23 protein-coding genes and 1 pseudogene are annotated in these 24566 nt (G+C 61.1%); 15 read left to right on the top strand and 9 right to left on the bottom strand.

Annotated features, from left to right (window positions below; all coding sequences use genetic code 11):
- Positions 1-144: 144 nt before the first annotated feature.
- The 4 genes from ACODSM_RS13220 to ACODSM_RS13205 are packed head-to-tail and all read left to right on the top strand — an operon-like array spanning position 145 to position 3449.
- Entirely contained in the window at positions 145-351 is a 207-nt protein-coding gene (locus tag ACODSM_RS13220) for a zinc-finger domain-containing protein (protein WP_056057299.1), read from the top strand.
- A 15-nt stretch (positions 352-366) separates the two neighbouring features.
- Entirely contained in the window at positions 367-1182 is an 816-nt protein-coding gene (locus ACODSM_RS13215; RefSeq protein ID WP_488805572.1) for a glycosyltransferase family 2 protein, read from the top strand.
- Positions 1179-2462, top strand: a complete 1284-nt coding sequence (locus ACODSM_RS13210; protein WP_488805571.1) for an O-antigen ligase family protein — start codon at positions 1179-1181, stop codon at positions 2460-2462. Before ACODSM_RS13215 ends, ACODSM_RS13210 begins: the two co-directional genes overlap by 4 nt.
- 12 nt (positions 2463-2474) lie before the next feature.
- Complete coding sequence (locus tag ACODSM_RS13205) at positions 2475-3449, top strand: glycosyltransferase (protein ID WP_060985910.1); 975 nt, start codon at positions 2475-2477, stop codon at positions 3447-3449.
- Positions 3450-3652: 203 nt separating this feature from the next.
- Here ACODSM_RS13205 and ACODSM_RS13200 read toward each other — a convergent pair whose 3' ends face one another.
- Both ACODSM_RS13200 and ACODSM_RS13195 read right to left on the bottom strand, forming a co-directional pair.
- Positions 3653-4774, bottom strand: a complete 1122-nt coding sequence (locus ACODSM_RS13200; protein ID WP_488805570.1) for an NAD(P)H-dependent flavin oxidoreductase — start codon at positions 4772-4774, stop codon at positions 3653-3655.
- Positions 4775-4806: 32 nt separating this feature from the next.
- Entirely contained in the window at positions 4807-5691 is an 885-nt protein-coding gene (locus ACODSM_RS13195) for a LysR substrate-binding domain-containing protein (protein WP_488805569.1), read from the bottom strand.
- A 72-nt stretch (positions 5692-5763) separates the two neighbouring features.
- On the opposite strand from ACODSM_RS13195, the gene ACODSM_RS13190 reads away from it, so the two are divergent.
- Positions 5764-7008, top strand: coding sequence for a YbfB/YjiJ family MFS transporter (locus ACODSM_RS13190; protein ID WP_488805568.1), 1245 nt, complete (start codon positions 5764-5766; stop codon positions 7006-7008).
- Between the two features lie 24 nt (positions 7009-7032).
- Here ACODSM_RS13190 and ACODSM_RS13185 read toward each other — a convergent pair whose 3' ends face one another.
- The 3 genes from ACODSM_RS13185 to ACODSM_RS13175 form a co-directional block, all read right to left on the bottom strand.
- Positions 7033-8289: a HAMP domain-containing sensor histidine kinase gene (locus ACODSM_RS13185; protein WP_015012130.1), complete on the bottom strand. Its 1257-nt coding sequence runs from the start codon at positions 8287-8289 to the stop codon at positions 7033-7035.
- A 42-nt stretch (positions 8290-8331) separates the two neighbouring features.
- Positions 8332-9054: a response regulator gene (locus tag ACODSM_RS13180; protein ID WP_110960450.1), complete on the bottom strand. Its 723-nt coding sequence runs from the start codon at positions 9052-9054 to the stop codon at positions 8332-8334.
- Positions 9055-9204: 150 nt separating this feature from the next.
- Positions 9205-10599, bottom strand: coding sequence for an AmpG family muropeptide MFS transporter (locus tag ACODSM_RS13175; protein WP_488805567.1), 1395 nt, complete (start codon positions 10597-10599; stop codon positions 9205-9207).
- Between the two features lie 130 nt (positions 10600-10729).
- Between ACODSM_RS13175 and ACODSM_RS13170 the strand changes: the two genes are divergently transcribed.
- Positions 10730-11581 carry a M48 family metallopeptidase gene (locus tag ACODSM_RS13170; protein ID WP_488805566.1) on the top strand — a complete coding sequence of 284 codons (852 nt, stop codon included), beginning with the start codon at positions 10730-10732 and terminating at the stop codon, positions 11579-11581.
- A gap of 28 nt (positions 11582-11609) precedes the next feature.
- Here the strand turns inward: ACODSM_RS13170 and ACODSM_RS13165 are convergent, their stop codons facing one another.
- From ACODSM_RS13165 to ACODSM_RS13150, 4 genes are all read right to left on the bottom strand, one after another.
- A complete protein-coding gene (locus tag ACODSM_RS13165; RefSeq protein ID WP_488805565.1) occupies positions 11610-12710 on the bottom strand; it encodes a GGDEF domain-containing protein in 1101 nt (366 codons plus the stop codon).
- 244 nt (positions 12711-12954) lie between these two features.
- Positions 12955-13593 carry an MBL fold metallo-hydrolase gene (locus ACODSM_RS13160; RefSeq protein WP_110960447.1) on the bottom strand — a complete coding sequence of 213 codons (639 nt, stop codon included), beginning with the start codon at positions 13591-13593 and terminating at the stop codon, positions 12955-12957.
- A 489-nt stretch (positions 13594-14082) separates the two neighbouring features.
- Positions 14083-14640 carry an ImmA/IrrE family metallo-endopeptidase gene (locus ACODSM_RS13155; protein ID WP_488805564.1) on the bottom strand — a complete coding sequence of 186 codons (558 nt, stop codon included), beginning with the start codon at positions 14638-14640 and terminating at the stop codon, positions 14083-14085.
- The gene (locus tag ACODSM_RS13150; RefSeq protein WP_488805619.1) at positions 14621-14956 is read right to left on the bottom strand and encodes a helix-turn-helix domain-containing protein; all 336 of its coding nucleotides are present in this window, start codon (positions 14954-14956) and stop codon (positions 14621-14623) included. The genes ACODSM_RS13155 and ACODSM_RS13150 overlap by 20 nt, the downstream gene beginning before the upstream one ends.
- A gap of 829 nt (positions 14957-15785) precedes the next feature.
- On the opposite strand from ACODSM_RS13150, the gene ACODSM_RS13145 reads away from it, so the two are divergent.
- From ACODSM_RS13145 to ACODSM_RS13105, 9 genes and pseudogenes are all read left to right on the top strand, one after another.
- Positions 15786-16553 (top strand): PDDEXK family nuclease, encoded by a 768-nt coding sequence (locus ACODSM_RS13145; RefSeq protein ID WP_488805563.1) that lies wholly within the window; start codon positions 15786-15788, stop codon positions 16551-16553.
- Between the two features lie 3 nt (positions 16554-16556).
- A complete protein-coding gene (locus tag ACODSM_RS13140; protein ID WP_488805562.1) occupies positions 16557-18839 on the top strand; it encodes a hypothetical protein in 2283 nt (760 codons plus the stop codon).
- Positions 18836-20134, top strand: a complete 1299-nt coding sequence (locus ACODSM_RS13135) for an ATP-binding protein (RefSeq protein WP_488805561.1) — start codon at positions 18836-18838, stop codon at positions 20132-20134. Before ACODSM_RS13140 ends, ACODSM_RS13135 begins: the two co-directional genes overlap by 4 nt.
- A 6-nt stretch (positions 20135-20140) precedes the next feature.
- Positions 20141-21232, top strand: a complete 1092-nt coding sequence (locus ACODSM_RS13130) for a TniQ family protein (protein WP_488805560.1) — start codon at positions 20141-20143, stop codon at positions 21230-21232.
- Positions 21213-21638: pseudogene (locus ACODSM_RS13125) on the top strand (TniQ family protein); the annotation flags it as partial. The gene ACODSM_RS13130 and the pseudogene ACODSM_RS13125, both read left to right, overlap by 20 nt.
- A 39-nt stretch (positions 21639-21677) precedes the next feature.
- A complete protein-coding gene (locus ACODSM_RS13120) occupies positions 21678-22187 on the top strand; it encodes a hypothetical protein (protein ID WP_488805621.1) in 510 nt (169 codons plus the stop codon).
- 110 nt (positions 22188-22297) lie between these two features.
- Positions 22298-22672: a hypothetical protein gene (locus ACODSM_RS13115; protein ID WP_488805559.1), complete on the top strand. Its 375-nt coding sequence runs from the start codon at positions 22298-22300 to the stop codon at positions 22670-22672.
- Positions 22673-22840: 168 nt separating this feature from the next.
- The gene (locus tag ACODSM_RS13110) at positions 22841-23875 is read left to right on the top strand and encodes a tyrosine-type recombinase/integrase (protein WP_488805558.1); all 1035 of its coding nucleotides are present in this window, start codon (positions 22841-22843) and stop codon (positions 23873-23875) included.
- Between the two features lie 245 nt (positions 23876-24120).
- Positions 24121-24393: an H-NS histone family protein gene (locus ACODSM_RS13105; RefSeq protein ID WP_488805557.1), complete on the top strand. Its 273-nt coding sequence runs from the start codon at positions 24121-24123 to the stop codon at positions 24391-24393.
- Positions 24394-24566: the final 173 nt, after the last annotated feature.

The following is a 24566-nucleotide window of genomic DNA, read 5'->3' as shown; positions in this document are numbered from 1 at the left end:
GCGGCGTCCCCCTTCTCTCGGCTGCGCCGGGAAGGGAGACGACGCCAGTGGCCGGGCAAAGCCCGTTCCACGGCGTCCGCTGGCCGAGGACGCGGCCAGTTTCAAGCACCGCACCCCAGAGTGCGCCAAAGAGAACCCAACCCTATGTCACAAGCTACCGTAGAACTCCTGGCCAAAGACCTGAATGCCCAAGGCGGCGTCTTTTGCCCCAGCCCCAAGGCCGACATGAAGCTGTGGAACAGCCACCCCAAGGTGTACCTGGACGTGGCGCGCACGGGTGAAGCCAAGTGCCCGTACTGCGGCACGGTGTACCGGCTGAAGGCCGGAGAGCATGTGCACGCTGGCCACTGACCGGTTGATGGGTTGATGCCAGTTGCAACCGGTGGCGCATCGGCGCCGCCCACGTTGACCGTGGCGGTGCTGACCCTCAACGAGGCGCACCGCATCGAAGCCTGCCTGCAAAGCGCCGCGTTTGCCGACCAGTTGCTGGTGGTGGACAGCGGCAGCACCGACGACACCGTGGCCATCGCCCAGCGCCTGGGCGCGGAAGTCCACAGCTACCCCGACTGGAAGGGCTTTGCCGTGCAGCGCAACCGGCTGCTGGCCCATGCGCGGGGTGACTACATCTTCTTCCTGGATGCCGACGAGGTGATGACTCCGGCGTTCGCCCAGGAGCTGCAGGCCATCGTGCGCTCGGGCGCGCAGGCCGTGTGGACCATTCGCTGGCGCATGGTGGCCTATGGGCACGAACTCAAGTACTTTCGCTCGCAATCGCAGATCGAGCGCCTGTTCGTGCGCGCCATGGTCCGCGAGTTCACGGGCGTGGTGCACGAGCAGGCCGAGCTGTTGCCACCACCGGGCGGTGGCACCGTGCCGCGCCGCCTGATCGAAGCGCGGCTGTTGCACTACTCGCGCACCACGGTGCGGGGCAGCCTGGAAAAGCTCACGCAGTACGCGATGCTCGGCGCTGCCAAGCGCGCTGCGGCGGGCAAAAAGGGCGGCGTAGTGCGCGGCCTGGCCTCGGGCACCAGCATGTTCCTGCGCCTGTATGTGTTCCGCCTGGGCTTTCTGTGTGGCGGGGCTGGTTTTTTGTATTGCCTGTTTGTGGCGCTGGAGGCGTTCTTCCGGTATGCCGCCCTGGAGTACGACCACCAGCAACTGAGTGAGAGCGTGCGCCGTTGACCAAAACTGACGAAATTTTCGTGCGCCTATCGGGCGTGGCGGCGTTGATGGTGCCGGGCCTGGCGCTGTGGGTGCGCTCGGGCTATTCGTGGGGGGCGGTGGTGCTGCTGTTGTGCAGCCTGGCCACCGCCGGGGTGTGGCTGCGGCGCGAGCCTGGGCGCGATGCCTGGCTGCTTTTTGGTTCCATCGTGGCGATGGGCACGGTCTGGGCGCTGGACTTTGACCCGGCCCAGGGCAGTTGGTCCAACCTGGACCGGCCCGCCAAATACCTGTTGGCGCTGCCGTGCCTGCTGTACGTGCTGGCCTATCCCCCGCGGGTGCGCTGGCTCTGGGCCGGTATCGCGGTGGGCGCCTGCGGGGCGGGCCTGATCGGCATGTACCAGGCTCTGGTGCTGCACCTGCCACGCGCCAATGGCTTTACCAATGCGATCCAGTACGGCGGGCTCAGCCTGCTGCTGGGGTTGATGTGCTCGGTGGCGCTGCTGGTGCTGTGGGACCGCTGGACGCCCTGGCAACGCGCGGGCTGGGCGGTGGGCATTCTGCTGGGGCTGGAAGGATCGCTGCTGTCCGAGTCGCGCGGGGGCTGGGTGGTGTTGCCCATGGCGCTGCTGTTGTGCGTGTGGCTCCAGGGGCGCTCCGGCCAACCCCGCAAGGCCATCATCGGCGCCGTGCTGGTCGTGGTGGGGGCTGTGGGCCTGATGGCCTTCAAGGCCAACGAGGTGCGCCTGCGCGTGGATGAGGCGCGGCAGGAGATCACGCAGTACGAGTCGCGGGGCGATGCGGCCAGTTCGGTCGGCCAGCGTCTGGCGCACTGGGGGCTGGCCTGGCGCATGGGCCTGGACCGCCCCCTGACCGGCTGGGGCCGCTACGGCTACGAGGCCGAGAAGCAGCGCCGCGTGGCTGCCGGTGAGGCGCACCCGATTGTTTTGCAGTTCAGCCACGCCCACAACGAGCTGCTGGACATCTTTGCCAAGCGCGGCATCCCTGGGGTGGTGGTCTTGCTGGTTTTTTATGGCGTGCCCCTGGTGCTGTTCTGGCCCACGCGGCGCCGCGTGTTCCCGGGGGCTGCGGGCGTGCTCGATGCTGAAGGGCTGTGCCTGCGCATGATCGGGGTGCTGCTGCCCGTGTCGTATATGGGCTTTGGCACCACCCAGGTGTTTTTGGGGCACAACAGCGGCACCATGTTCTACCTGTTCATGGGCATGCTGGTGCTGGCCATCCTGCAAGGCCGCGAGCGCCTGCGGCTGCAAACGCCCGGGCAAGCCGCCTCCCTTTCCTGAAGGACCTCTGCCATGCACATCCTGCTGGTCAACAACTCCCCCATTCCGGTGTATGGCTACGGCGGTACCGAGCGCGTGATCTGGGACCTGGGCAAGACGCTGGTGCAGCAGGGCCACCGCGTGAGCTATCTGGTGCCCGAGGGCTCGACCTGCGACTTCGGCCAGGTGCTGCCCATCCGGCCGGACGAGCCGTGGGAGGGGCAGATCCCGGCCGACGTGGACATCACGCATTTCCAGTTCAACCCGCGCTCCGAGCTGTCCAAGCCCTACCTGGTGACCGAGCACGGCAACGCCCGCAAGCCCAAGCCGCTGCCGCGCAACACGGTGTTCCTGTCGCGTGACCACGCGGCGCGCTATGGCTCCAGCGAGTTCGTCTACAACGGGCTGGACTGGGCCGGTTATGGCCCGGTGGACTTTGACCGCCCGCGCTCGCACTACCACTTCCTGGGCAAGGCGGCCTGGGGCGTAAAGAACGTGCGCGGCGCCATCAAGGTGGCCAAGATGGCCGGGGTGGAGCTGGATGTGCTGGGCGGCAACCGCATCAACTTCAAGCGCGGCTTTCGCTGGACGCTGTCGCGCAAGATCCACTTCCACGGCATGGTGGGTGGCACGCAGAAGACGGGCCTGCTCAACGCCTCGCGCGGGCTGATCTTTCCGGTGCGCTGGCACGAGCCGTTCGGGCTGGCAGTGATCGAGAGCCTGTACTTCGGCTGCCCCGTGTTTTCCACCCCCTACGGCGCCTTGCCCGAGCTGGTGCCCGTGCATTGCGGCGTACTGTCAGACCAGGCGTCGGTGCTGGCCGAGGCGGTGCGGGGCAACCGCTTTGACCCGCGCGCCTGCCACCAGCATGTGGTGGAGCACTTTGGCGCCGAGCGCATGGCACGCAACTACCTGCGCATGTACGAACGGGTGCTGGCGGGCGAAACCCTCAATGCCCAGCCACCCATGATCCAGGGCCCGGCGCGCGAACTGCCCTGGAGGCAGTGAAGCCCACCTGAGTCGCCTGCGGCGCCTCGCCCCTAGGGGAAGCCCCCCGTGGCTTGGCAAAGCCCGCTCCACGGTGGCACGGGTTTGACAGCGCGCCGGTTTTTGGCGTCCTGTTCATATCGGGGAGGCTGCTGCGCGGGTTTTGGGGCGTTTTTGGCCGCAAGCGCTTGTCCAATATGCCTCTGGTGCTATAGAAATAATAGTTATTGGTGGCCGACACTGGAGTTTCCACCCGGCGCGGTGGCCTGCTGCCACTCCTGGGCCAGCAACGCCACCAGCTGCGCCGCTGGCATGGGCCGCACCTGGGCCACCCCCTGGCCCGCCCACAGCGACAGGCAGTCCGCCTGGCCCGCCTGGGCGGCCGCGCGGCGCAGCGCGCCCGTCAGCGCGTTCTGCACGGGGTAGGGCGGCACGGTGGCCTCGTCCGCCTGCAGCGCCTGCATCATGCGGTTGACGATGCCGCGCGCCGGCCGGCCCGAGAAGATGCGGGTGGTGCGCGTGTCGGTGGCCTGGGCGTGGGCCAGGGCCTCGCGGTAGGCGGTGCCAATGGCCGACTCGGGGCAGGTCAGGAAGGCCGTGCCCATCTGCACCGCCTGGGCGCCCAGCGCCAGGGCGCCCGCAATGCCGCGCCCGTCCATGATGCCGCCCGCAGCGATCACCGGAATGGAGAGCGCCTGTACGCACTGCGCCACCAGCGACAGCGTGCCCACCATGCTGGCCGCAAAGTCGGCCAATGACGGCGCCGCGCCGGTGGCACCGGGCTGCGTGGGCGTGAGGAACGTGCCCCGGTGCCCCCCGGCTTCCATGCCGGAGGCGCTAACCGCATTCGCGCCCACAGCGGCCCAGGCCTGCGCCTCGGCCAGCGTGGTGGCGGTGCCGATCACGTAGCTGCCTACGGCCTGCAGCCTGGCCACCTGCGCCGCCGTGAGGATGCCGAAGGTGAAGCTGGCCACGGCGGGGCGTGCGGCGACGAGGGCGTCGAACTGTGCGGCAAAGTCTTCGCACCACTGGGCAGGCCGCTCGGGCACCAGGCCGAACTCGGCATAGAACGGCGCCAGACGCTGCAGCGCGGCCTGCACCGTGGCGTCGTCGGGCGTGGGCGTGGCCTGCACAAACAGGTTCATGCCAAAGGGCCGTTCGGTGCGGCGGCGCACTTCGGCGGCGGCCTCGGCCATGGCGGCGGGCGAGCGCATGCCGCAGCCCAGCATGCCCAGGCCACCGGCCTCGGACACGGCGGCGGCCAGGGCGGGCGTGTCCGACCCGGTCATCGGGCCCTGGATGATGGGCAACGCAAGGCCCAGGTGGGTGGTGAAGGCGTTGGGCATGGGGGCTCCTTGTGCGATCTGTGGAAAAGGGGTCAGGTGGATGCAGTGGGGAGGGGCGCTTCGCTGGCGGTCAGCGCGGCGTGCAGCGCGTCCAGCGCGGGCGACTGGTAGCCGCGCCGGCGCACCAGCACCGTGTCGCAGGTGGTCAGGGGCACCAGGCGCAGGGCAGGCGGTTCGCGCATCAGGTCGATCACGGCCTGGGGCACCACCCCCGCACAGCGCCCGGCAGCCACGCAGGCCAGGATGGCGTGGTACGAGGCCAGCTCCAGCACGCGCGGCGGGCTGCCGTCCTTTTGCTGCAGGAAAGCCTCGCCCATACGGCGGTAGGTGCAGCCGGGGCTGAAGGCGGCCAGGGTGCCCAGCTGCAGGTCCTGGGGCGTGTCCACGGGCGGGTGGTCGGCGGGCAGGGCCAGCAGCAGGGCCTCGGCAAACACGGCGGTGCGCTCCACCGGCGCGTCGGCGTCAATGCCCGGCGGCGGCCAGGCCACCAGTGCGCAGTCGATGGTGTGGGCCAGCACCTGCTCCACCAGCTGGCGCGAGGGGGCGGTGGACAGTTCCAGCACCAGCCCGGGCCACTGCGCATGCAGCCGGGCCAGCGGCTGCGGCAGGCGTGCCGCGGCCGTGCTTTCCATGGCGCCCAGGCGCAGCCGGCCGCCGGGCTCGCGGGGGTGCACCGATTGGCGCGCTTCTTCGGCCAGCGCCAGCAGGCGGTCGGCATAGCCGCGCAGCGCCTCCCCGGCAGGGGTCAGCACCATGCGTTTGCCCTCGCGCAGGAACAGCGTGGCGCCGAGTTGCTCCTCCAGCTGCTGCACGCGTGTGGTCACGTTGGACTGGACGCGGCCCAGCCGTTCGGCCGCGCGGGTCACGCTGCCTTCCAGCGCGACGGCGCGGAATATTTCGAGCGCTGCCAGATCCATAAATATTCTTGTTATGAGATGATTAATAGAAAATAAATCTCAAAACAGAATCATAGACTGGAAACCGCCTGCATGAAACCGCGCATCGCCCCCCAAGACCGCCCCCTGTCCGTAGCGCTGGCGGGCATGGCCGCGTTGGCGGTGGCGATGGGTGTGGGCCGGTTTGCCTTTACCCCGCTGCTACCGATGATGCTGCACGACGGCGTGGTCACGCTGGCGGGCGGCAGCTGGCTGGCTACGGCCAATTACCTTGGGTACTTGATTGGGGCGCTGGCCTGCATGGCGCTGCCCTGGGTGGCGCCGCGTGCACGGCAGCGGTGGCATGCGGCGCGGCTGGCGCGCTGGGGGCTCGCGGCCACGGTGCTGCTCACGCTGGGCATGGCGCTGCCACTGCCGGGCGCCTGGCCCGCGCTAAGGTTTGCGGCAGGCGTGGCGAGTGCGCTGGTGTTTTTGAATGTTTCGGTGTGGTGCATGCTGCGGCTGGTGGCGCTGGGCCAGGCTGCGCTCGGTGGGCTGATCTTTTGTGGCCCTGGGCTGGGCATCGTGCTCACCGGGCTGTCGGCCAGCGCCATGGTGGCGCTGCAGTGGCCTGCCGCAGCGGGCTGGGCGGTGTTCGGGCTGCTGAGTGTGGGGCTGTGCGCCGCCATCTGGCCCGTGCTGCGAGGTGTGGCCATGCCCGCGTCGGCTGCGACCTCCGGCCCGGTGGTGGACGGCGCCACCCCCGGCCACGGATTCTGGGCGCGCGCAGGGCTCACACTCGCCTATGGGCTTGCGGGGCTGGGGTACATCGTCACCGCCACCTTTTTGCCGGTGATTGCGCGCGCGGCGCTGCCTGCCGGGTCGCCCTGGCCCGACCTGTTCTGGCCGCTGTTTGGTGCCGGGGTGGCGCTGGGCGCAGCGTTGTCCACCCGCACCCCAGCCGCGTGGGACCGGCGCTGGCTGCTGATGGCGGCCTACGTGGTGCAGGCCGGGGCCATTGCGCTCAGTCTGGTGTGGCCGGGGCCTGCGGGGTTTGCGCTGGGCAGCCTGCTGCTGGGCTTGCCTTTCACTGCCATCACCTTCTATGCGCTGCAAGAGGCGCGGCGGGTGTGGCCTGCGGCGGGCGACAGCTTTCCGGGGCTGCTCACGGCCGCCTACGGCATCGGCCAGATCGTAGGCCCGCCCATGGTGGCGTGGATGCTGCACCACGCTGCCACGCAGGGGCAGGGTTTTGTCTACGGGCTGGCCGTGGCGGCCGCAGCGCTAGGGGTGGGGGCAGTGCTGTTTGCCGCCATGGCCTGGCGCTGGCCCCTGGCGCACCGCTCGGTAGCGCGCTGATTCCTGCGCAGATTTCCGCGCCGCTCAGTGCGTGGACGGTGCCAGCGGCAGCGCCAGCACAAAACACGCGCCGCTATCGCCGTCAGCCCGGTCCTGGCAGTGCACGGTGCCGTTGTGGCGCCCGGCAATCGACCGCACCAGCGCCAGTCCCAGGCCCACGCCGCCCGCGCGCTCGCTGGCGCCCGGCAGGCGGTAGAAGGGCTCGAAGATGCGCTCGCGCTGGCTGGGCGGCACGCCCGGGCCGTGGTCACACACATGCACCTCGGCGCGGCCCTGGCGGCGGTGTACCACCACGGTGATCTCGCCCGTGCTGTAGCGGCGTGCGTTCTCCAGCAGATTGCGGATGGCCCGGCGCAGCAGCTTGGCCACGCCGCGAACTTCCAGCGAATCAGGGCTGGCGCTCACGTCCAGGTCGGCGTCCACGCGCGCACATTCCTCGGCAGCCAGGCCAATCAGGTCCACCAGTTCCACCGTGCCCACGTCGGCCTCGCGCGCGTCGAGCCGGCTGGCCAGCAGGATTTCGTCCACCAGCTGGTCCAGCTCGGCGATGTTGCGCAGGATCTCTTCGCGGAACGCGGGCGAAGGCTGCTGGCCACCCATCAGCTCCAGCCCCATGCGGATGCGGGTCAGGGGCGAGCGCAGCTCGTGCGAGGCATTGGCCAGCAGCGACTTGTGCGACTTGACCAGGGTTTCCACACGCTCGGCCGCCGCATTGAACTGGCGTGCAAGGTCGGCGACCTCGTCCTGGCCTTGCTCGGGCACGCGCACCGACAGGTCGCCCTCGCCAAACTTCTTCACGCTGCGCTGCAAGGCCTCCAGCCGCTGCGTGAGGCGGCGGATGATGGGGTACACCCCCACCGCCACTGCCAGGCCCACGATGCCCAGCAGCCACAAGAAGCCGAAGGGCGGCCGGGTCCAGAAAGCGGCCTCGTCCTGGCCGGGGCCACCGGGTCGGCCGCCGTTGCGGCCCATGCGGGGCTGGCGCGGTGCCATCTGCAGGGTGAAGATCTGGCCGTTTTCTGCCTCGATGTGGAATTCCACCACCTCGCCCGGCTCGGACGGCTGGCGCGTGGCCATACCGCGCAGCACCAGGTTGCCCGACGGGTCGCGCACCGCCATCTCGCGCGAGGGCGGCACAAACGGCTGGTTGTTCTGGGCCTTTTGCTCCTCCGCGATGCGCCAGGCCCAGCCCACGGTGAGCGTTAGCACCGCCATGCCGCCGACCACGGCGAGCCAGATGCGCAGATAAAGGCGGCGGGAGAAGGGGTTGGACAGGGACATGCGTGGGGCGGCAGCGCAGGCAGCGGGTGCCTGCGTCAGCGATCAATCCTGCTGTTTGGCAAACACATAGCCCACGCCGCGCACCGTGAGGATGCGGCGCGGGTTCTTGGCGTCCTGCTCGATGGCCGCGCGAATACGGCCCATGTGCACGTCGATGGAGCGGTCAAACGCCTCCAGCTCGCGGCCGCGTACGGCTTCCATGATCTGGTCGCGGGTGAGCACCCGGCCCGCGCGCTCGGCCAATGCCACCAGCAGGTCGAACTGGTACGAGGTGAGGTCCGCCGACTGCCCCGCCACGGTCACAGTGCGCGCGTCGCGGTCGATCTCCAGCGTGCCAAAGCGCAGCACCTGGGTGGCAGCGGCCGCACCGCCGCCGTCCGTGCGCCGGCGCAGGATGGCGCGGATACGGGCCAGCAGCTCGCGGGGCTCAAAGGGCTTGGGCAGGTAGTCGTCAGCGCCCAGCTCCAGCCCGATAATGCGGTCCATGGGGTCGCCCTTGGCGGTGAGCATGAGCACCGGCACCTGCGCCGCGTTGCCCTGCAGCGAGCGGATGCGGCGGCACACCTCCAGCCCATCCATGTCGGGCAGCATCAGGTCCAGGATCACCAAATCGGGCAGCGGCCCGGCATCGGGGCCCTGCAGCTGCGCCAGGCCACTTTTGCCATCGGCGCGGTGCGTGACCTGCAGGCCCGACTGGCCCAGGTACTCGCCCACCATCTGCGCAAGGCGGGCGTCGTCTTCGATCATCAGCAGTTGGGAGCTCATGGCGGCAGTGTAGTGGCGAGGCTTTGAAACGGTCTTCATGGTCCGGTAGAGCCGTCTCCCCGTGTTGAAGCCCCCGTAAAGTTCCGGTAAACCGGGTGGCGAGAGGCTTCAGGACTTGCTATTGATTTGGTAGCTGTCTGGGCATATGAATCAGGCGCCACCGACCTTCTGGATGCGCGATGCCAGCCACACCAGCACCAGCACCGGCAGCCCCAGCAGCGCCGTGGAGGTGAAGAACTGGGCGTAGCCAAACGCATCCACATAGTCGCCCGAGAAGCCCGCCACAAACTTCGGCAGCAGCAACATCATCGAGCTGAACAGCGCGTACTGCGTGGCCGAGTAGCTCACGTTGGTCAGGCTCGACAGGTAGGCGATGAACGCGGCCGAGGCGATGCCGCTGGCCAGGTTGTCGGCCGAGACCACGGCGATCAACGCCGTCACGTCGTGCCCGTGGCCGGCCAGCCAGGCGAACAGCAGGTTGCTGGCCGCGCTGAGGATGGCGCCCAGCATCAGGATGCGCATCACGCCAAACCGCATGGACAACACGCCGCCCACAAAGGCGCCCGCCAGCGTCATGATCACACCGTAAATCTTGGTCACGGCGGCCACTTCGTCCTTGGTGTAGCCCATGTCCACGTAGAACGGATTGGCCATGATGCCCATCACCACATCGCTGATGCGGTACACGGCAATCAGCGCCAGAATCAGCGCCGCATGCCAGCCATAGCGGCGCAGAAAGTCGGCAAACGGGGCCACCAGCGCGCCCTGGATCCACTCGGCAGCGTTCTTGGCGGGAGGCAGCGCCACGGGCGCGGGCTCGCGCGAGAACAGCACGGTGACCACGCCCACCACCATCGACGCGGCCATGGCCAGGTACGCGGCCTGCCAGGCGCCGTTCTGGTACGCGGCGGCACCTTGTGCGATGGCTTGGCCAAAAGCGGGCGCGACCTCGGAGCGCGCGGCAATCCACAGCACGCCAGCTCCGGCCCAGATCATCGCCAGCCGGTAACCCGTCTGATACGACGCCGCCAGCGCAGCCTGGTGGTTGGCATCGGCGGATTCGATGCGGAAGGCGTCGAGCGCAATGTCTTGCGTGGCCGACCCAAATGCCACGGCCAGCGCGCACCACACGATGGGCCCCAGGGTCAGGCGCGGGTCGGCCAGGGCCATGCCCACCAGGCCCGTCACCACCACCAGCTGCGCCAGCAGCAGCCAGCTGCGCCGCCGCCCCAGCAGCCGTGTGAGCCCCGGGATGGGCATGCGGTCCACCAGCGGCGCCCACACCCACTTGAAGCCGTAGGCCAGGCCCACCCAGCTCAAGTAGCCGATGGTGCTGCGGTCGATGCCCGCCTCGCGCAGGCGAAAGCTCAGCGTGCCCAGCACCAGCAGCAGCGGCAGCCCGGCCGAAAAACCCAGCGTCAGCATGCGCAGGCTGGCGGGCTCCAGGTACACGCGCAGGGTTTGCAGCCAGGGGGTGCGCGGGGGCTTGTCCGCGGCGGTGGCGGGAGCGAGGCTGGGGGTGGAAGATGTGGAGGTGTCTGACATGGGCGAGCGGGGGTTTTGTCTATCATCGCCGACGCACCCTTGTAGCCATCCTGTCAGCCTCCATCTGCGCGGCAGGCTCTGGTGTGTTGTGTGCCAGCGCTGCTCATTATTCCTTCTGGGATTGCCTTGTATGTGTCTTTTCTGCCCCGCTCCTTCCGTCGCGCCGTCGTCCCCATGGTCCGCACGCCGCGCGTTCCTGCTGGCAGCGGGCGCCGCTGCGGCCACGCCGGTGCTGGCGCAGGTGGACGTGGGTTCGGCATCCAGCCTGCGCAAGCTCGTGCCCGCCGAGACGCTGGAGCAGTCTGCCGCGCAGCAGTACCGCCAGATGTTGGAGCAGGCCCGCGCCAAGCGCGCGCTGGCGCCCGACAACCACCCCCAGCTGCAGCGCCTGCACGCCATCGCCAAGCGGCTGATCCCGCACGCCACGCCCTGGAACGACCGCGCCCGCCAGTGGCGCTGGGAGGTCAACCTGATCGGCAGCTCGCAGATCAACGCGTTTTGCATGCCCGGCGGCAAGATTGCGTTCTACACCGGCATCCTCGACCAGCTCAAGCTCACCGACGACGAGACTGCGATGGTCATGGGCCACGAGATGGCCCATGCGCTGCGTGAACATGCGCGCGAGCGCATCGCCAAGACGCAGGGCACCAACCTGGCGCTGCGCCTGGGCTCGCAGCTGCTGGGGCTGGGCGACCTGGGGCAGGCGGCAGCGGGCTTGGGCGGGCAGTTGCTCACGCTGCAGTTCAGCCGCTCGGACGAAAGCGAGGCCGACTTAGTGGGGCTGGAGCTGGCTGCGCGCGCGGGCTACCAGCCATCCGCCGCCGTGAGCCTGTGGCAGAAGATGGGCAACGCCAGTGGCAGCAAGCAAGGCGGGCTGGCGTTTTTGTCCACCCACCCTTCGGGCCCCGCGCGCATTCGCGAGCTGGAGCAGAACGTGCCCAAGGTGCAAGGCCTGTACGAGGCCGCGCGCCGCAACGGTTGACCTGCGAGATTCCGCAGGCCCTCAGCCTCTAAGACTGAGCCGCCAGGGTGCTGCTGGCGTCTTCCCCCGCCAGCTGTACCCGGTTGCGCCCTGCGTGTTTGGCGGCATACAGCGCCTGGTCCGCACGAGCAATGGCTGCCTGCAGATCGTCCGGCCCGTGCACCTGGGCCACACCAAACGACAACGTCAGCGCAATGGGCGCAGGCCCCACGGACAGCGGCGCCTGAGCCACGGCGGCGCGGATGCGTTCGGCCGTGGCGCGGGCGGCGTCCAGCGGGCTGGCGGGCATCAGCGCCAGAAATTCTTCGCCGCCCCAACGCGCCAGCACATCGCCTTCGCGCAGGTTGTCGGCCAGCACCTGGCCCATGGCCACGAGCACCTGGTCGCCCACGGCGTGGCCGTACTGGTCGTTCACGCGCTTGAAGTGGTCCACGTCGCACAGCAGCAGCGTCACGGGCACGCCGCTGCGCTGGCTGCGCTCCAGTGCCTCGGTGGCCTGGGCGTCAAAATGGCTGCGGTTGGCCAAGCCGGTCAGCGGGTCGCGCGTGGCCTGCTTGCGCAGGCGCGCCTCGGCGATGAGGATGGTGCGGCGGTAGAACGCCGACAGCGCTGCCGACATGGCAAACACCACGCAGATGTGCACCCAGTTCACGATCTTTACGCTCTGCGCGGGCAGCGGGTCTAGCGGCCCCACGGCGTCGCTCAGCATGTGCAGGCCGAGGTAGTAGGCCAGCAGGGCCAGCACCATGGGCGTGGCATAGCCGCGCGTGTTGGCGATCACGATGGCGGGGATGAACATCAGCAGGTAGTAGTGAAAGCCGCTTTCCCAGCCGATGAGCAGCGAGCCGAAGGCCGAGTGCCCGATCACCTCCAGCCAGATCAGGGCCAGCGCGGCGGTGTTGTAGCGCTTCTGGATGAGCCGGTAGGCGCCCAGATACATGGAGATGCTCAGCACATTGATGGCCGCCAGCGGCATCGAGCCCAGCCAGAGAAACAGCAGGATGTAGCCCGCGTCGATGGTGGCTGCTGTCAGCGCCACCCGCTGCACCATCGCCCAGTAAGCCTTGCCCGCGAGGCTGGAGCCACGCTGGGGTTCAAGCGGGGGACGCGATGCGTTGGATGGGGTCATGGCACAGGGGCACGGGCGGCCCGCAGGGGTGGCAAACCACACCATCGTAGCCCCCGGCAGTGTCGGAGGTGCGGCGAACTGGCCGGTATCCCGGGGCCTGATCGCCGCTGCGCCCCCAGCGGCGCGGAGCACGCCCCAGAGGCCTGCGACGGCCTCCTGCAACCCATTTCAAGCCCAATCAGCCGGATGCGCTAGTGCAATATGCCTGAAATGCTATGAATACAGGAGCATTGGCGATTGGCGCTCAGGTCCCGCCCACGTAGGGATTGCTTTGCCGTTCGCGCCCGAAGGTGCTCTCCGGTCCGTGGCCGGGAATGAACACCGTCTGGTTGCCCATGGGCCACAGCCGCTGCGTGATGCTGTCGATGAGCTGCTGGTGGTTGCCCTGGGGGAAGTCCGTGCGGCCGATGCTGCCCGCAAACAGCACGTCGCCCACAAACGCGCGGTCGATCTGCGGCGCGTGGAACACCACGTGGCCGGGCGTGTGGCCGGGGCAGTGGCGCACGTTCAAGGTCTCGTTGCCGATCTGCACCGTGTCGCCGTCTTGCAGCCAGCGTGTGGGGGTGAAGTGCTGCGCGGGCGGAAAGCCGAACATCGCGCTTTGCTGCGGCAGCCCGTCGATCCAGAACTGGTCGCCCGGGTGGGGGCCGACGATGGGAAGCGACAGGCGCTGGGCCAGCTCGCCCGTGCCGCCCGCGTGGTCGATGTGCGCGTGGGTGAGCCAGATCTGCGACAGCGTCAGCCCGTGTTCTTCCACTGCGGCCAGCAAGGTGTCCAGGTCGCCCCCCGGGTCGATCACGGCGGCCTGCCGGGTGGCGTCGCACCAGACGATGGAAGCGTTCTGCTGGAAAGGAGTGACGGGGACGGTGAGGTAGCGGAGCATGGGATGGAGGAGGGAACGGAAAACAAAGTTTTAAAAGTCAAAACAATGTTTGAAAAGCAGGGTTGGTGCGTCGGGCCTGTCGAAATACATTGTTTTAAAACCCCATGAATCGCCAAGCATTTGTACTTACGATGCGGCTGGATTGTGACCAAGTGATTGGAAAGTCGACGCTGCTGCAGTCGGCACCGTTGAGGATCTTCTTTGCAGCAAGCATAGAGCGGTTTTGTCGGAAGCGGGTGACGGAGAATCTTGCCCACTTGCCCACTTGCCCACTTGTAGGTATCCGAATCAAAGATGGACGATTGAATAACAGAGCTGGATCACGGCAATACAAAGCTGGATCATTGGCTAACAAAGCTGGATCATGCTGCCGATGGACAGCAATCGATGAGTGAGGGTTTCCGAAACTGTCTTAGGGGGTAACAGCTACTTGGGAGGAGGAGACCAGAGATACAGAAAGCAGACGACGGCCCTCCTCCCGGTCAAAACTCAGGCAGCGGGTTGCACAATGCCGAGTTGCAAGAGCCTCAGCATGAGGGCAACACAACTCACATCGAACTTTCGTGCCAATTCGGCAAGCGCGAACTCACTGGTAGGGTCATGGCGGACTGTTTCTGCCATCAAGAGCTTGGAGGGCATCAAAAGTGCCAAGGCCAGCTGTCGTGCGTCAGACCTCTCAACTGGGGTGGCCGAGTACTCTGCAGCTTTCCAAGAACCCGTCTCTAAAGCGTCTGTTCTTCGCAGAAGCGCGAGATTCGTATCCAGAATGAATCGATGCTCGGTCGGGGCGTGGGAAAACAGAGCACGGTAACCTAGGAGTTGCGCCTTTGCCCAACGCTGGTGGGTGGCTTGATGACGAGCGTTGACGCGGGCTGCTGTTCTGCCTTGGCCCGCGACAAGAAACCCACTAACGTCATCCTCGAGTTCTACAGACTTAATGTTGACTTCCAGGTGGTGTGCAACTGCATCAAGGTCAATAGGCGGCGAGACGAGACTGCAGCTATCGAGAATTTGTTGAACCAGACTCTCAAGACTTGTTTGTAGCACCAGTTTCTTCTCCGGCTACGCAATCGATGTAGGCGGCAGCAACTAGAGGTCGGCCGTCCCTGCGTAAAGTCTCAACCACCGTCCCAACCCCGGGGTTCACACCTACGGGGGGCCGGAGAGGGACCAAGTCCCAAGGGCTCACTGAAAACACCTCCGCTATGCGTAGCAGGCTGTGCACGGGCAGCTTCTGCTGCCCTTTTTCGATATAGGTAAGTGCTGATCGCTCCAACCCAGCGAGCTCGGCGAGTTCTGCTTGGGTCATGCGAGGGCGGTTACGAGTCCCCGCTTTGCGGAGGGTTCTTATCCGTTCGCCCATCACCTTGTACAAATAGTCATCGTCCATGTGCAGGCCCTGGCGAGCGAGTTGACAGAACGGCCGGCCAGCGTATCTAATACGCCGGTCTTCAAATTCTGGAAAAATCGGAAAAATATTCTGCCAAAAGCCACATTTCTAACGATGTAACTGCGCTGACTCTTGCTAGTAGCTTGTCTGAATCTGGCCGGCGGGCGGAGCTTTGCCCATGCGACTTGTACTTGGAAGTGATGGAAACCGCCGAATCATTCTAGCGAATTGTGATTGGACAAGCAATTTCTAGCGGTGAAACAGCAGCAGAAACGCTTCACAAAGACACGCTGACTGCACAACTTCATGAATGGACGCCATAGCAATTTTAGACCGAACGTTCGCTCGGCAAGCCGCCACCGGCTCACGACACCGGTTGGCGGCCGAAGCGATGCAGGTGTCCATTGCATGGTCAATCTACAGGTACTCAGGACGGAGAGGGGCAAAGCATGAATGAATCGAATCAATCGTCGATTGAATCAGTGTCTATGGAGGAAGTGCATGAGCCCATGGCTCTCGCAGCTCATCAAACCTACGGGCCTCCTATAGCGCCCATTGTTGATCCATTCAATGAACTTCAGGCTTCATTGAATCAGATGCTTAAGGTCATCAGTGATCGTGGCCGAAGGGAAGAATTGGGTCCAAGTTCCGTGGAGCAGGGGGCACGATGACAAGCGCAATGACGGCGCAGCGGTTGCTCGACATGATGGCTATTGGACTCGGCCAAGGGCGGGACGACGGATACAGATCATGGATCCGTGTGCGGCGACGGACGAGCGCTCGGCTCTCCAATCTGCACTCAATGAACACACCGCTATATGACAACCGATCGCTTCAATTGCTCAGCGGGCTGGAGTTTGACGCAGCACAGATAGTGCTTTGGCTGCTTGGGAAAAGTGGCGAGGTGCGGGAGCAACATCCTGCATGGCCCGGCGAACACGTCCATCCGCTCTCGCGCCCATCGCTGCTTTCGATTCAGGCCCCCCGAGTGCCCGGACTACTGGCTATTGCACACGAAGCTGGGATCAAACATGGCTTCTATATAGGAACCAAGCTGCCCTTCGTCGCCACGATAGATTTTTCTGTCACTGTCCGTAATCACGCGGGCGAGCGTTTAGTGAACATTAGTTGTAAACCTAGAAAACTACTTGAGAGCGCACGAAATCGAACCCGGATGCGGGAGCGAATAAAACTTGAGTCACTCTACAGCGAAGCAGTAAACGCACAGCACATCGTCTTTGATGGTGAGGGCTATAGCGATCAACTCATTGCAAACCTGGCTTGGATGCGGCCATACCGGTACCAGATGAAAAATGCTGAAATCCAGTCGCGTATCTGCGACTACAGCGCAACTTTCATGGACCACGCCGACGCTTCAATAGATGTGGCCAAGTCCGAAGCGGCTCGTAAAACAGGAATTCAGAAAGAACTCTCGGAGGCCGTTTTCAAAATGGCTGCATGGCTTGGCGAAATTCCGCTGGATTTTTCTAGGCCCGTGGTTATGTCTCAGCCCTTACGACGAGATCAAGGGATAAAAGCAGCCCTTGGTCAGAAATTTCTCGGAATCTGATCTATGCAGGATTGGGTGGGGAGGGTAATCCGACAGCATTTAGAGGTTGGCTATATAGATATCGGGAGAATAATCTATATATACACAAACCGAGAGACGGTGGCCTATTGCCCGTTCCCGAAGGGAAGTAATGCAAAGATACCCTCTATCCGAAGACTGGAAGTTGCACAGCTTAAAAGTAGGCTCGAGAATTTTCAATTCTCACTTGTCGAATTTGATGTACCTGAGGAGTGGATCAAAACAGATGAAGAGATGGGGGAAAATTTCCCGCGTGGTGCAGATGATCGGGGAAAAAGACACCTCTGGATGGCGAAAAGGGATGCGGATGCCGCACTGATTGCGCCAATACTTAACGGGCGCAATTACCACGACTTTTTCGAACTCGGATTGCTCAACTTGTTGATCGCTGAACGGGCCTTAGAGTCGGGAAGTTCTATACAGACTTTACGGCAAATAATGCGAAGGTACTTCCTCGGTTGCGGTCATCAGAATGCGCTGCTTCCGAACTTCTGGCGAATAGGGGGCAAGGGAACGAGTAAGCGAACTAAGCGGCCAACGGGACGACCAAAAAAGCACCAGCCTGGTAAAGGCGGGGGGTACCTTTTGACTGACTCAGATGTGTCCAAATTGGAGAAAGGCTATAAAAAGTATAAGACCGCCGGCACCAGTGAGAAATCGGCTTTTCGTAAGACTTGCGCCGAGTACTACGCCTTATCAGAGAAATCGCTCTTGCCGGCATCGCAACGCCCATCATTCGCTCAATTCAAACGGGTCGCTAGAAAAGCAGGGCTTTGTGAATCGGGCCCCGATCTAGGTGAATCGGTCCAGCGAGCTATCAAAAATGGCCGTATGGGCTCAGTACTTCATCGCATCGTTGCACTTGGGCAGGTTGGCGCAATTGATAGCACGTGTGAAGACCAGAGCCCAGTTTCTGAGGTGAATATATTAAAAATTCTTCCCTCAACGTGGCGCACGGTGGTGGTTGAGGTTCTTACCACTTATATTTTAGGCGTTTATGTGGGGCATGAGCCGCCAAGCACGATGACGTCGCTGCTTGCGATCCTCAGCGCTGGTTCCTCAAAAGTGGAGTTCTGCAAGCAATTCGGAATTGATATTGAGGAAGATGATTGGAAACGTTGTCACTGTAAAACTGTAAGAGCAGATGGCGGAGAAGTCAAAAGCGATATGGGCATTAAATCGCTCAATTCTGCAGAAATTTCTATTGAGATTACACGAGCGTATACACCTGAGTTGAAGCAACCGGTAGAAGGATCGCACCTCACGCTGCATACTGCTGCAGACCACGAGAATGCCGGCACAACCCGAGGTCGTAGAAGAGCGCGGGGAGAGGCTCGGCCAGAAGCCGATGCTTGCAGAACGATGCGCCAAAACATGAAGCCAATTCTCGAAGCAATACTGCATCACAATAACCACGAACCGGTGCCGGAGCTATTAACTGTAGAGATGCGACGGGATGGGGTTAAGCCAACTCGTCGAGCGATATATGAGTGGTACGTTCAAAAGGGTTATGTGGTGAGCCAGCCGATAGATACATCATCCTTGCAGGCTCAGTGCTTGCCTCGCATGAAAGCCAAGCTTAGGAAGAATGGAGTTTACTTGCTTGATCCGCGCTCCAAACAGCCAAGAATCATTCCGGGGCTTATCTATCGAAGCGAGTGGCTGGCCTCCAGGCGCACAGGAAATCAGCGCCGAATGTCCGAAGATATGGACGTACTCATCGATCCAAACAATCTTAAGGAAGTGCGCTTGTCCGTGAAGATAAAAGGTGAAAACAGTCTGCAAATACTTCACCTGAAGGATCCGGACCCACTTATTGAAACGCTCTCACTGTGCGATTACTTGGAAATGACGGATGAAGATCAGAGAGTGGCCGGAATTCAAGCAGATATATTTGAGAGTGCGAGAGCATTCGCATTGCATTCAAACGAAAAGGTGAATCAAGAGGCAAGGAAGCAGAAGCAGCAAGCGGCAAAGGCCGCTGGCGTCACAGCGAAGGGCAATGTGCGCGGACAAGAAAAGCGGAAGAACAGAAGAGACGAGCTCGAACTGGAGCGAGCCAGGAAGCTTGGTCTCCCAGCAGACTTTCGGCAACACAATGAGCGTGAAGAAAGTGAAAAGGTTATCGATTCTGCACCCCTACTTGAGAGAGTTGCACCTTCCGCAACTTACGTCGAAGCGGAAACGACGCGAGTAGATTTGATCGAGATGAAGCCAACGCCGCTAAAAAGCCTTATGAGTGCTTATCGCCGACAAAGAGAAAATTGAAAAACCAAATATTTATGCGGGAGGCTGATATGCGGAATGCAGGAGAGTTTGTGAATCAAGAGCCGTTGCCGTGGGATGATGCAGGGAATATTCTCTTGGCCGCTCTCCCAGAGGAAATGAGTTTCAACGAGTGGGCGGATCGCCTGAGGTACATGCCGAACTTAGAGAAAGCTGGGTTGACAGAGAGTAGCCTCCATCTGATAGACCAGTTGGTAGCGCCAACTGGGCGAATGGTATCCATGGCATTGGCATTGCATAGCGCAATGATCAACTCTTATCGAAAACGTGATCCACGGAAGATGGCAAACGTCAAAGAGCTAATTCTGCTAGGTCGGATCATTCAAGGCAGTCCGATAGCGGATTTAGATAACCTACCAGGCCGGGAGGCTGCAGGCGGAATAGTGCAAGGGCCCACCGGCTCGGGAAAAAGTCATTCGCTAAATGCGGTGTTACGTCAATTCACACAAGTCTATGATCACACTGTTAATGAGGAAGCAGGATGGCTTTTCTGCCAGCAAGTGGTGTATCTCAAAGCCTATATGCCGGCCGATAATTCAAGGAAGGGTTTATATGCAAGCATCCTCTACGAACTAGATGCAGTGCTCGGAACCAACTATCTGCGTGAAATGCCCCGCATGTTCACCCTCGATCAGCAATTGCTTTATGTAATTCAGAAGTTGATAGCTCACAGCTGCGGTGTTCTCGTAATTGAGGAGACGCAAGAAAGAAATCTCGCAGGCGAAGTTCTATCCTCAGAATTTGCAAACGTTTTTCTTGCGATAATGAACAGAGGAATTCCGTTGTTTTTGGTCGGAAATCCAAATGCATTCTCAAAAATTATGCGTTTTAGTCAAGACAGGCGCAGGTTTACAGATGCTGGTCGCCACGATTTCTATCCCGCATATGACGAGAAAGATGAAGACTGGTGCGAGGGGCTGGTTCGAGAAGTATGGAGTTGGCTCAGTTTGGGAGAGCCAGATGAGCAGATCGAAGGATTGCCGGCGCTGTTGCACGAAAGAACGGGTGGCATTCCTGGGTTGCTGAGCCGTTATCGGCGTGAATGCTTGGTGCTGGCAATGAGACATGGGTATCAACATGTCACGCGAGATATTATGGATGAGGCATATTTCTCCAATGCGATGGAACCAATGCATAGCTTGATAGCGGCGTACCGAGACAAGAATTTGGAAGCGCTCTATGAGGAGGCTTCGGACGCTCCAATTGAATTCCTTTCGCAAGTTTGGGCACGAGAGAAGTTGCGACGCAGTTTGGCAGGGAAACGGTTGGAGGGCTGAGGCGAGATGCTCGCATACATCCCGTCTTGGGTGGAAGACGAAACGCTCTATTCGTGGTGCGCCCGTTGGCACCTTGCATTTAGCCCGAGCACGAAGACCACCGGTCGCAAATTGTTTGGAATTGCGAGCGCACCTAAAACTTGGCAGTTCGGAGGCTCTTTATCAAGATTTTGTTTGATGACGGGAGAACGACTAGGAGATGCAAAAACTGTGCTGTACGAAAGGACCATCTTTGGATCCTTTCTTGTTCTGGCTAGTGCGGAGCATGCTCGACGGGTGACCGAAGGGGTGAGTCCACCTTCGGCGCTGCTAGGTGCAAAGCGCGTGCAGCTGGGCTTGCGGTACTGCGCGAGTTGCTTGGTCGAGCACACCAACATTCATGGGACTGGGCTCTGGCGGATGCCACACCAGCTGCCAGGCGCATCAATCTGTCTGCAGCATGTGGAACCTCTAAGGCAGAAGCGGGAAAAACAGCAGCTCTGGGCAGTACCTGATTGCGCCAACACCAACACCCTACTATTTAATAACGCTAAAGAATTGGAGGGCGGACGCCTTGTGAGTCTAACTGCCGAGATGATTTTTAGGGCGAGGACGCTCGATGTTGCCCAAATGCGCGCTAGTGCAACCAAGATACTGTGTGAAGCGCATCGTGCTCTTGATGCCAAACGTCTCGATTTCACGAAGATTCATTTGGATTGGTCGCAGTCAGCAATCGCTGCGTGTATCGGAAGAAGCGGTGGAAATTCTCTAGGAGTTGGACCATGGATAGGCGATGTATTGAGAGGTCGCAGATCCGAGCGGAACCCGGCAAGATGGGCTATGTTAGTTGGCTATCTTTGTGAGCGCGGCTGGGTCACTCCAGAAGCATTTTTCGATAGCCTCGCAAAAACGAACGACGCTCAGGAAAAACTTTGGAAAGAAAGCGAGCTGATTCCGTTGGCCGTCGTCGATGCATTTAAGCGCTCTTCAAACGTCACTGAAGTAGCAATGATTCTAAACGTCCATGATAAGACCATTGCCAAATGGATTCGGGAATATTCAAGTATTAAAAATATTGCCAAGTCTTGGCTGAGAAAAAATGATACCAATATTTCCTGAAGGGGCAGATAGTGCTTCTTTGAACGCGGCGCTAGAGATCCTAAAAGGTGGCTATGTAGGGCGCGCGAAGCGAGGATGTTTTGAGGCTTTAGAAAACTGGGGTGCAATACAGTACTTGAATGAATACGATTTTCTACGAAAGCATACCAATTGCGCCATCGCGATGGATATGGCGGCTTATCGGAACTCAATCACGGCGCACGCGCATGAATCTTTTGTCACGATGCCTGCGGAGTGGGGTTCATTGAGACGTTGGTACAACATAACCAAACGCCTAAAACATAACAGGAGGCCTAGCGCATTTCGTCGATGTCCTTTGTGTGTGAAAAGCGATCTTGAAAAATACGGGTTCGCATTTATAAGAATCTGGCATCAGCTACCACCAGTTTATCTGTGTGCTGATCACGGGTGTGCGCTGGAGGATGCATGTGCGCGATGTTCAAGAATGTATCCCCAGATTGGAGATGGCTACTCGGCGGCCGAAAGATACATTGATAGGTGTGCATATTGCGGCTCTGCCGCAGGTCGAGCGATAAACGTTGTGGTTACGCCGAGTTATAAAAAATATGTGGCGCTACTTCGTGCGGCGTATCATGGTGATGTGGTGGATTATGACGTGCGGAGATTGCTTGAGCGTTGGACCGATGCTCGTCAGCTCTTTTCTCGCGGCCATGTTTTGATGAAGAGATACGATGAGTTTGTTGGTGACGAGTCATTGGGTGAAATGCTTGGGGAAATGCATTTTACCGCTCGATCATATATACGATATGGTGTTTCAATAAATCAATATGATGAAAATGTCGTTCTCAAATACATTTACCACGCGCTATTTCTTGATTGGGTCTTGCGGGAGTTTGGTGGTATTCCATCGGGCCTAATCTATAGGCCGGAGACCGTCGCTTCGCGGGGGCAATGGCCAATGCTAGTGCGAGATGAGCTCGCTTACTATAGTTAGATCGGAGGGTTGCGTGACTGAGTTCTCTCTTGAATTATTCGAAATTGCACTCACGCAGTGCTGTTTTGTCGGCTCATCTTTCTTTGAAGTTTATTGAACTGGAGTAAAAAATGGCGATTGACCGTGAAAACTACCCTGGCGTTCCCGGCGACTTCCCTATTGCGCCAGTGCTTACAGCAATTGGCGGTGCACAGCCGAAATTGAGCTTGATACAAGAGAATGGAATGTTCTACGCTCCCGGAACTTCCCCGTCAGAAGTAGCGCGAGCCTTTGATTTGTGCGACGACTTGGTACCTCAGATGGCTGCTTATTGCGAGCGGAAGTTGGAGGTATTTGGAGGGGACCGCGCTGCTACTCTGAGAGCGGTCTATCAAGGACTGCTCAATAAACGCTGGTGTACGGCTGAACAGTCGAAATGGGTGATGCGACAGACCGTCCAGAAAATGGGTTGGCCATTGGTTGACGAGCTATTACCAAAGCCGTAGGTCTTCTTGAGATGCAGCGGTAGTCCTCGGTGGTTTCACATGCTTGACTGCCGTTTGTGTGCAGCGCGAATTTCACTTTACGTTGTGTGAACAGCGCTAAGAGGCGCAAATATATCCCTCTCTGCCGCGCTAGAGATTGGCAGGCTCAAATTTGAAGTGCAACACCCGATGCGTTATCCCATTTATCCCCAATATCAGGAGTCACGACCTGAGGAGCGCGGGCTGCTGGATTCTTGGCTTGCGGCGCGCGCAGACGCTGACATGTATGTGATCAGGGACAGAAACACCTACGACCACATGTGGAGCACGTGGTGCGCATATTTGCAGAGCGGTCGGAACGGATTGCAGTCTCAGGCTATTCGTTGGTTTGATGTGACGCCCGAAATATTGGTAGGCTTCCTCAACAACGGACCAGTAAACCGGAAAGTTAGGACCGAGTCGACACGAAGCGCAACTACTAAGTACCGCTACTGGCGGCTGCTCGAACGCATCTACAACTTCGCAATGATGAAGGGTTGGATCAGTAGTAATCCAGTCGATGCCATGGCGGCAGGGAACATACCAAAAAGTGAAAAGCAGCAAGGCAGCGTTCTGGATCCATCGGTCTGGAAAGTAGCAGAGCTCCTGCTGTTGACACCAGCGAAGTATGACGCTGTGGCCGTGCGCAATCGAGCTATCCTGCAACTGCTCTTCGCACTGGGTCTTGCACCGCTCGAAGTAAGAGGCATGCAGTTGTCATCACTGGTGCATGAAGGCGAGAGCGGGAAAGGTCGGCGGATCTCCGCTGTTCAAATTGGCGGGCCGGGCACCCTCCGGCCACGCAGGTTCCCTCTCGGTGCCTTCGAAGCGGAATTGGTAACGGACTGGTTGAAGGTGCGCCCGCTCATTGCTACCGAGGCATCGGGTGAATTGCTGTTTTGCACTCCAAGGGGCGGGGTGAGTCCTGTGAGTCTGTTCCTCCTGGTTCAAGGGTTCCTTAAAGAGGCCAGTGCAGCGGCAGGTTGTCCGCCGCCCATCCAAGCCGGGCCTCAAATCATTAGAAACTCCGTTCTGGTGCGACTACTCAACGACGCGAAGTACCCGGCCTGCCGGGTGGTCAAGTTCGCGGGCCTGAAGGATGTGAAAGGTCTTCTTCATCTAAAGGACCACTGCAATTCGGCGGCACTCCTGTCCATTCGTAGGGCTGGTGAAGGAAGCGACTAGCGAGGCCCTGAATCGACCCGGTTTTTGAGGAGGCTCAACACTCTGAGAGGATTGAGCCGCGAAGAAGTCGGACAAGTTCTCGCCCGAGGTCCGTGAGCGTGTGGTTAGGACGGTGCAGGAACAGCGCGGGGAGTACCCGTCGCTGTGGGCGGCTATGAGGCTAAAAAATGTTAATTTCAGCGGGGACAAGTCAAATCGCTCAGCGCTATCTTTACTAAGTTGATCCCCTCTACATCTGAAAAAGCATGAGTACCTACAAAGAGCTCCTCGAAAAGAAAAAAGCCCTAGATCAACAGATTGCTATGGTGCGTAAGGCAGAAGCCAAGCAGGCACTGGATGAGGTCCACAAGTTAATTGCGGACTTTGGGTTCACTGCGCAACAGGTCTTTCCGTGGAGGCCTGCTGTCAAAAAAGTGGAAGCTAAATACCGAGATCCCAAGACGGGCTTAACCTGGAGCGGTAGGGGCCGGGCACCCAAATGGATGGAAGGCAAGAATCGCGGAGATTTTTCGGTTTGACTCATTCCTTGAGCCCTCTGATTCGGCCACTCTAGGCTGATTGCGGCCGTTCGCGCTTGATCTGTGAGTGACTGGAGCGCGCGCGAGCAGTCGCTCCTGGCTTGGTTGATAGTCGCGCGACTATGCCCGGGCAACCCAGTCTAAACAGCACTTCCGCCAGCAATCTGCAAAGC

The sequence above is a fragment of the Acidovorax sp. FG42 genome, from assembly GCF_057809195.1.
The sequence above is the reverse complement of the archived record's forward strand: the minus strand, read 5'-3'. Positions and strand labels throughout refer to the sequence as shown.

What these genes read in the sequence shown, in the direction of transcription:
- ACODSM_RS13220 (WP_056057299.1), top strand. Translation starts at nt 145, where the DNA reads ATGTCACAAGCTACCGTAGAACTCCTGGCCAAAGACCTGAATGCCCAA.
- ACODSM_RS13215 (WP_488805572.1), top strand. Translation starts at nt 367, where the DNA reads ATGCCAGTTGCAACCGGTGGCGCATCGGCGCCGCCCACGTTGACCGTG.
- ACODSM_RS13205 (WP_060985910.1), top strand. Translation starts at nt 2,475, where the DNA reads ATGCACATCCTGCTGGTCAACAACTCCCCCATTCCGGTGTATGGCTAC.
- ACODSM_RS13200 (WP_488805570.1), bottom strand. Translation starts at nt 4,774, where the DNA reads ATGCCCAACGCCTTCACCACCCACCTGGGCCTTGCGTTGCCCATCATC.
- ACODSM_RS13195 (WP_488805569.1), bottom strand. Translation starts at nt 5,691, where the DNA reads ATGGATCTGGCAGCGCTCGAAATATTCCGCGCCGTCGCGCTGGAAGGC.
- ACODSM_RS13190 (WP_488805568.1), top strand. Translation starts at nt 5,764, where the DNA reads ATGAAACCGCGCATCGCCCCCCAAGACCGCCCCCTGTCCGTAGCGCTG.
- ACODSM_RS13185 (WP_015012130.1), bottom strand. Translation starts at nt 8,289, where the DNA reads ATGTCCCTGTCCAACCCCTTCTCCCGCCGCCTTTATCTGCGCATCTGG.
- ACODSM_RS13180 (WP_110960450.1), bottom strand. Translation starts at nt 9,054, where the DNA reads ATGAGCTCCCAACTGCTGATGATCGAAGACGACGCCCGCCTTGCGCAG.
- ACODSM_RS13175 (WP_488805567.1), bottom strand. Translation starts at nt 10,599, where the DNA reads ATGTCAGACACCTCCACATCTTCCACCCCCAGCCTCGCTCCCGCCACC.
- ACODSM_RS13170 (WP_488805566.1), top strand. Translation starts at nt 10,730, where the DNA reads ATGTGTCTTTTCTGCCCCGCTCCTTCCGTCGCGCCGTCGTCCCCATGG.
- ACODSM_RS13165 (WP_488805565.1), bottom strand. Translation starts at nt 12,710, where the DNA reads ATGACCCCATCCAACGCATCGCGTCCCCCGCTTGAACCCCAGCGTGGC.
- ACODSM_RS13160 (WP_110960447.1), bottom strand. Translation starts at nt 13,593, where the DNA reads ATGCTCCGCTACCTCACCGTCCCCGTCACTCCTTTCCAGCAGAACGCT.
- ACODSM_RS13150 (WP_488805619.1), bottom strand. Translation starts at nt 14,956, where the DNA reads ATGGGCGAACGGATAAGAACCCTCCGCAAAGCGGGGACTCGTAACCGC.
- ACODSM_RS13145 (WP_488805563.1), top strand. Translation starts at nt 15,786, where the DNA reads ATGAACACACCGCTATATGACAACCGATCGCTTCAATTGCTCAGCGGG.
- ACODSM_RS13140 (WP_488805562.1), top strand. Translation starts at nt 16,557, where the DNA reads ATGCAGGATTGGGTGGGGAGGGTAATCCGACAGCATTTAGAGGTTGGC.
- ACODSM_RS13130 (WP_488805560.1), top strand. Translation starts at nt 20,141, where the DNA reads ATGCTCGCATACATCCCGTCTTGGGTGGAAGACGAAACGCTCTATTCG.
- ACODSM_RS13120 (WP_488805621.1), top strand. Translation starts at nt 21,678, where the DNA reads ATGTATCCCCAGATTGGAGATGGCTACTCGGCGGCCGAAAGATACATT.
- ACODSM_RS13115 (WP_488805559.1), top strand. Translation starts at nt 22,298, where the DNA reads ATGGCGATTGACCGTGAAAACTACCCTGGCGTTCCCGGCGACTTCCCT.
- ACODSM_RS13110 (WP_488805558.1), top strand. Translation starts at nt 22,841, where the DNA reads ATGCGTTATCCCATTTATCCCCAATATCAGGAGTCACGACCTGAGGAG.
- ACODSM_RS13105 (WP_488805557.1), top strand. Translation starts at nt 24,121, where the DNA reads ATGAGTACCTACAAAGAGCTCCTCGAAAAGAAAAAAGCCCTAGATCAA.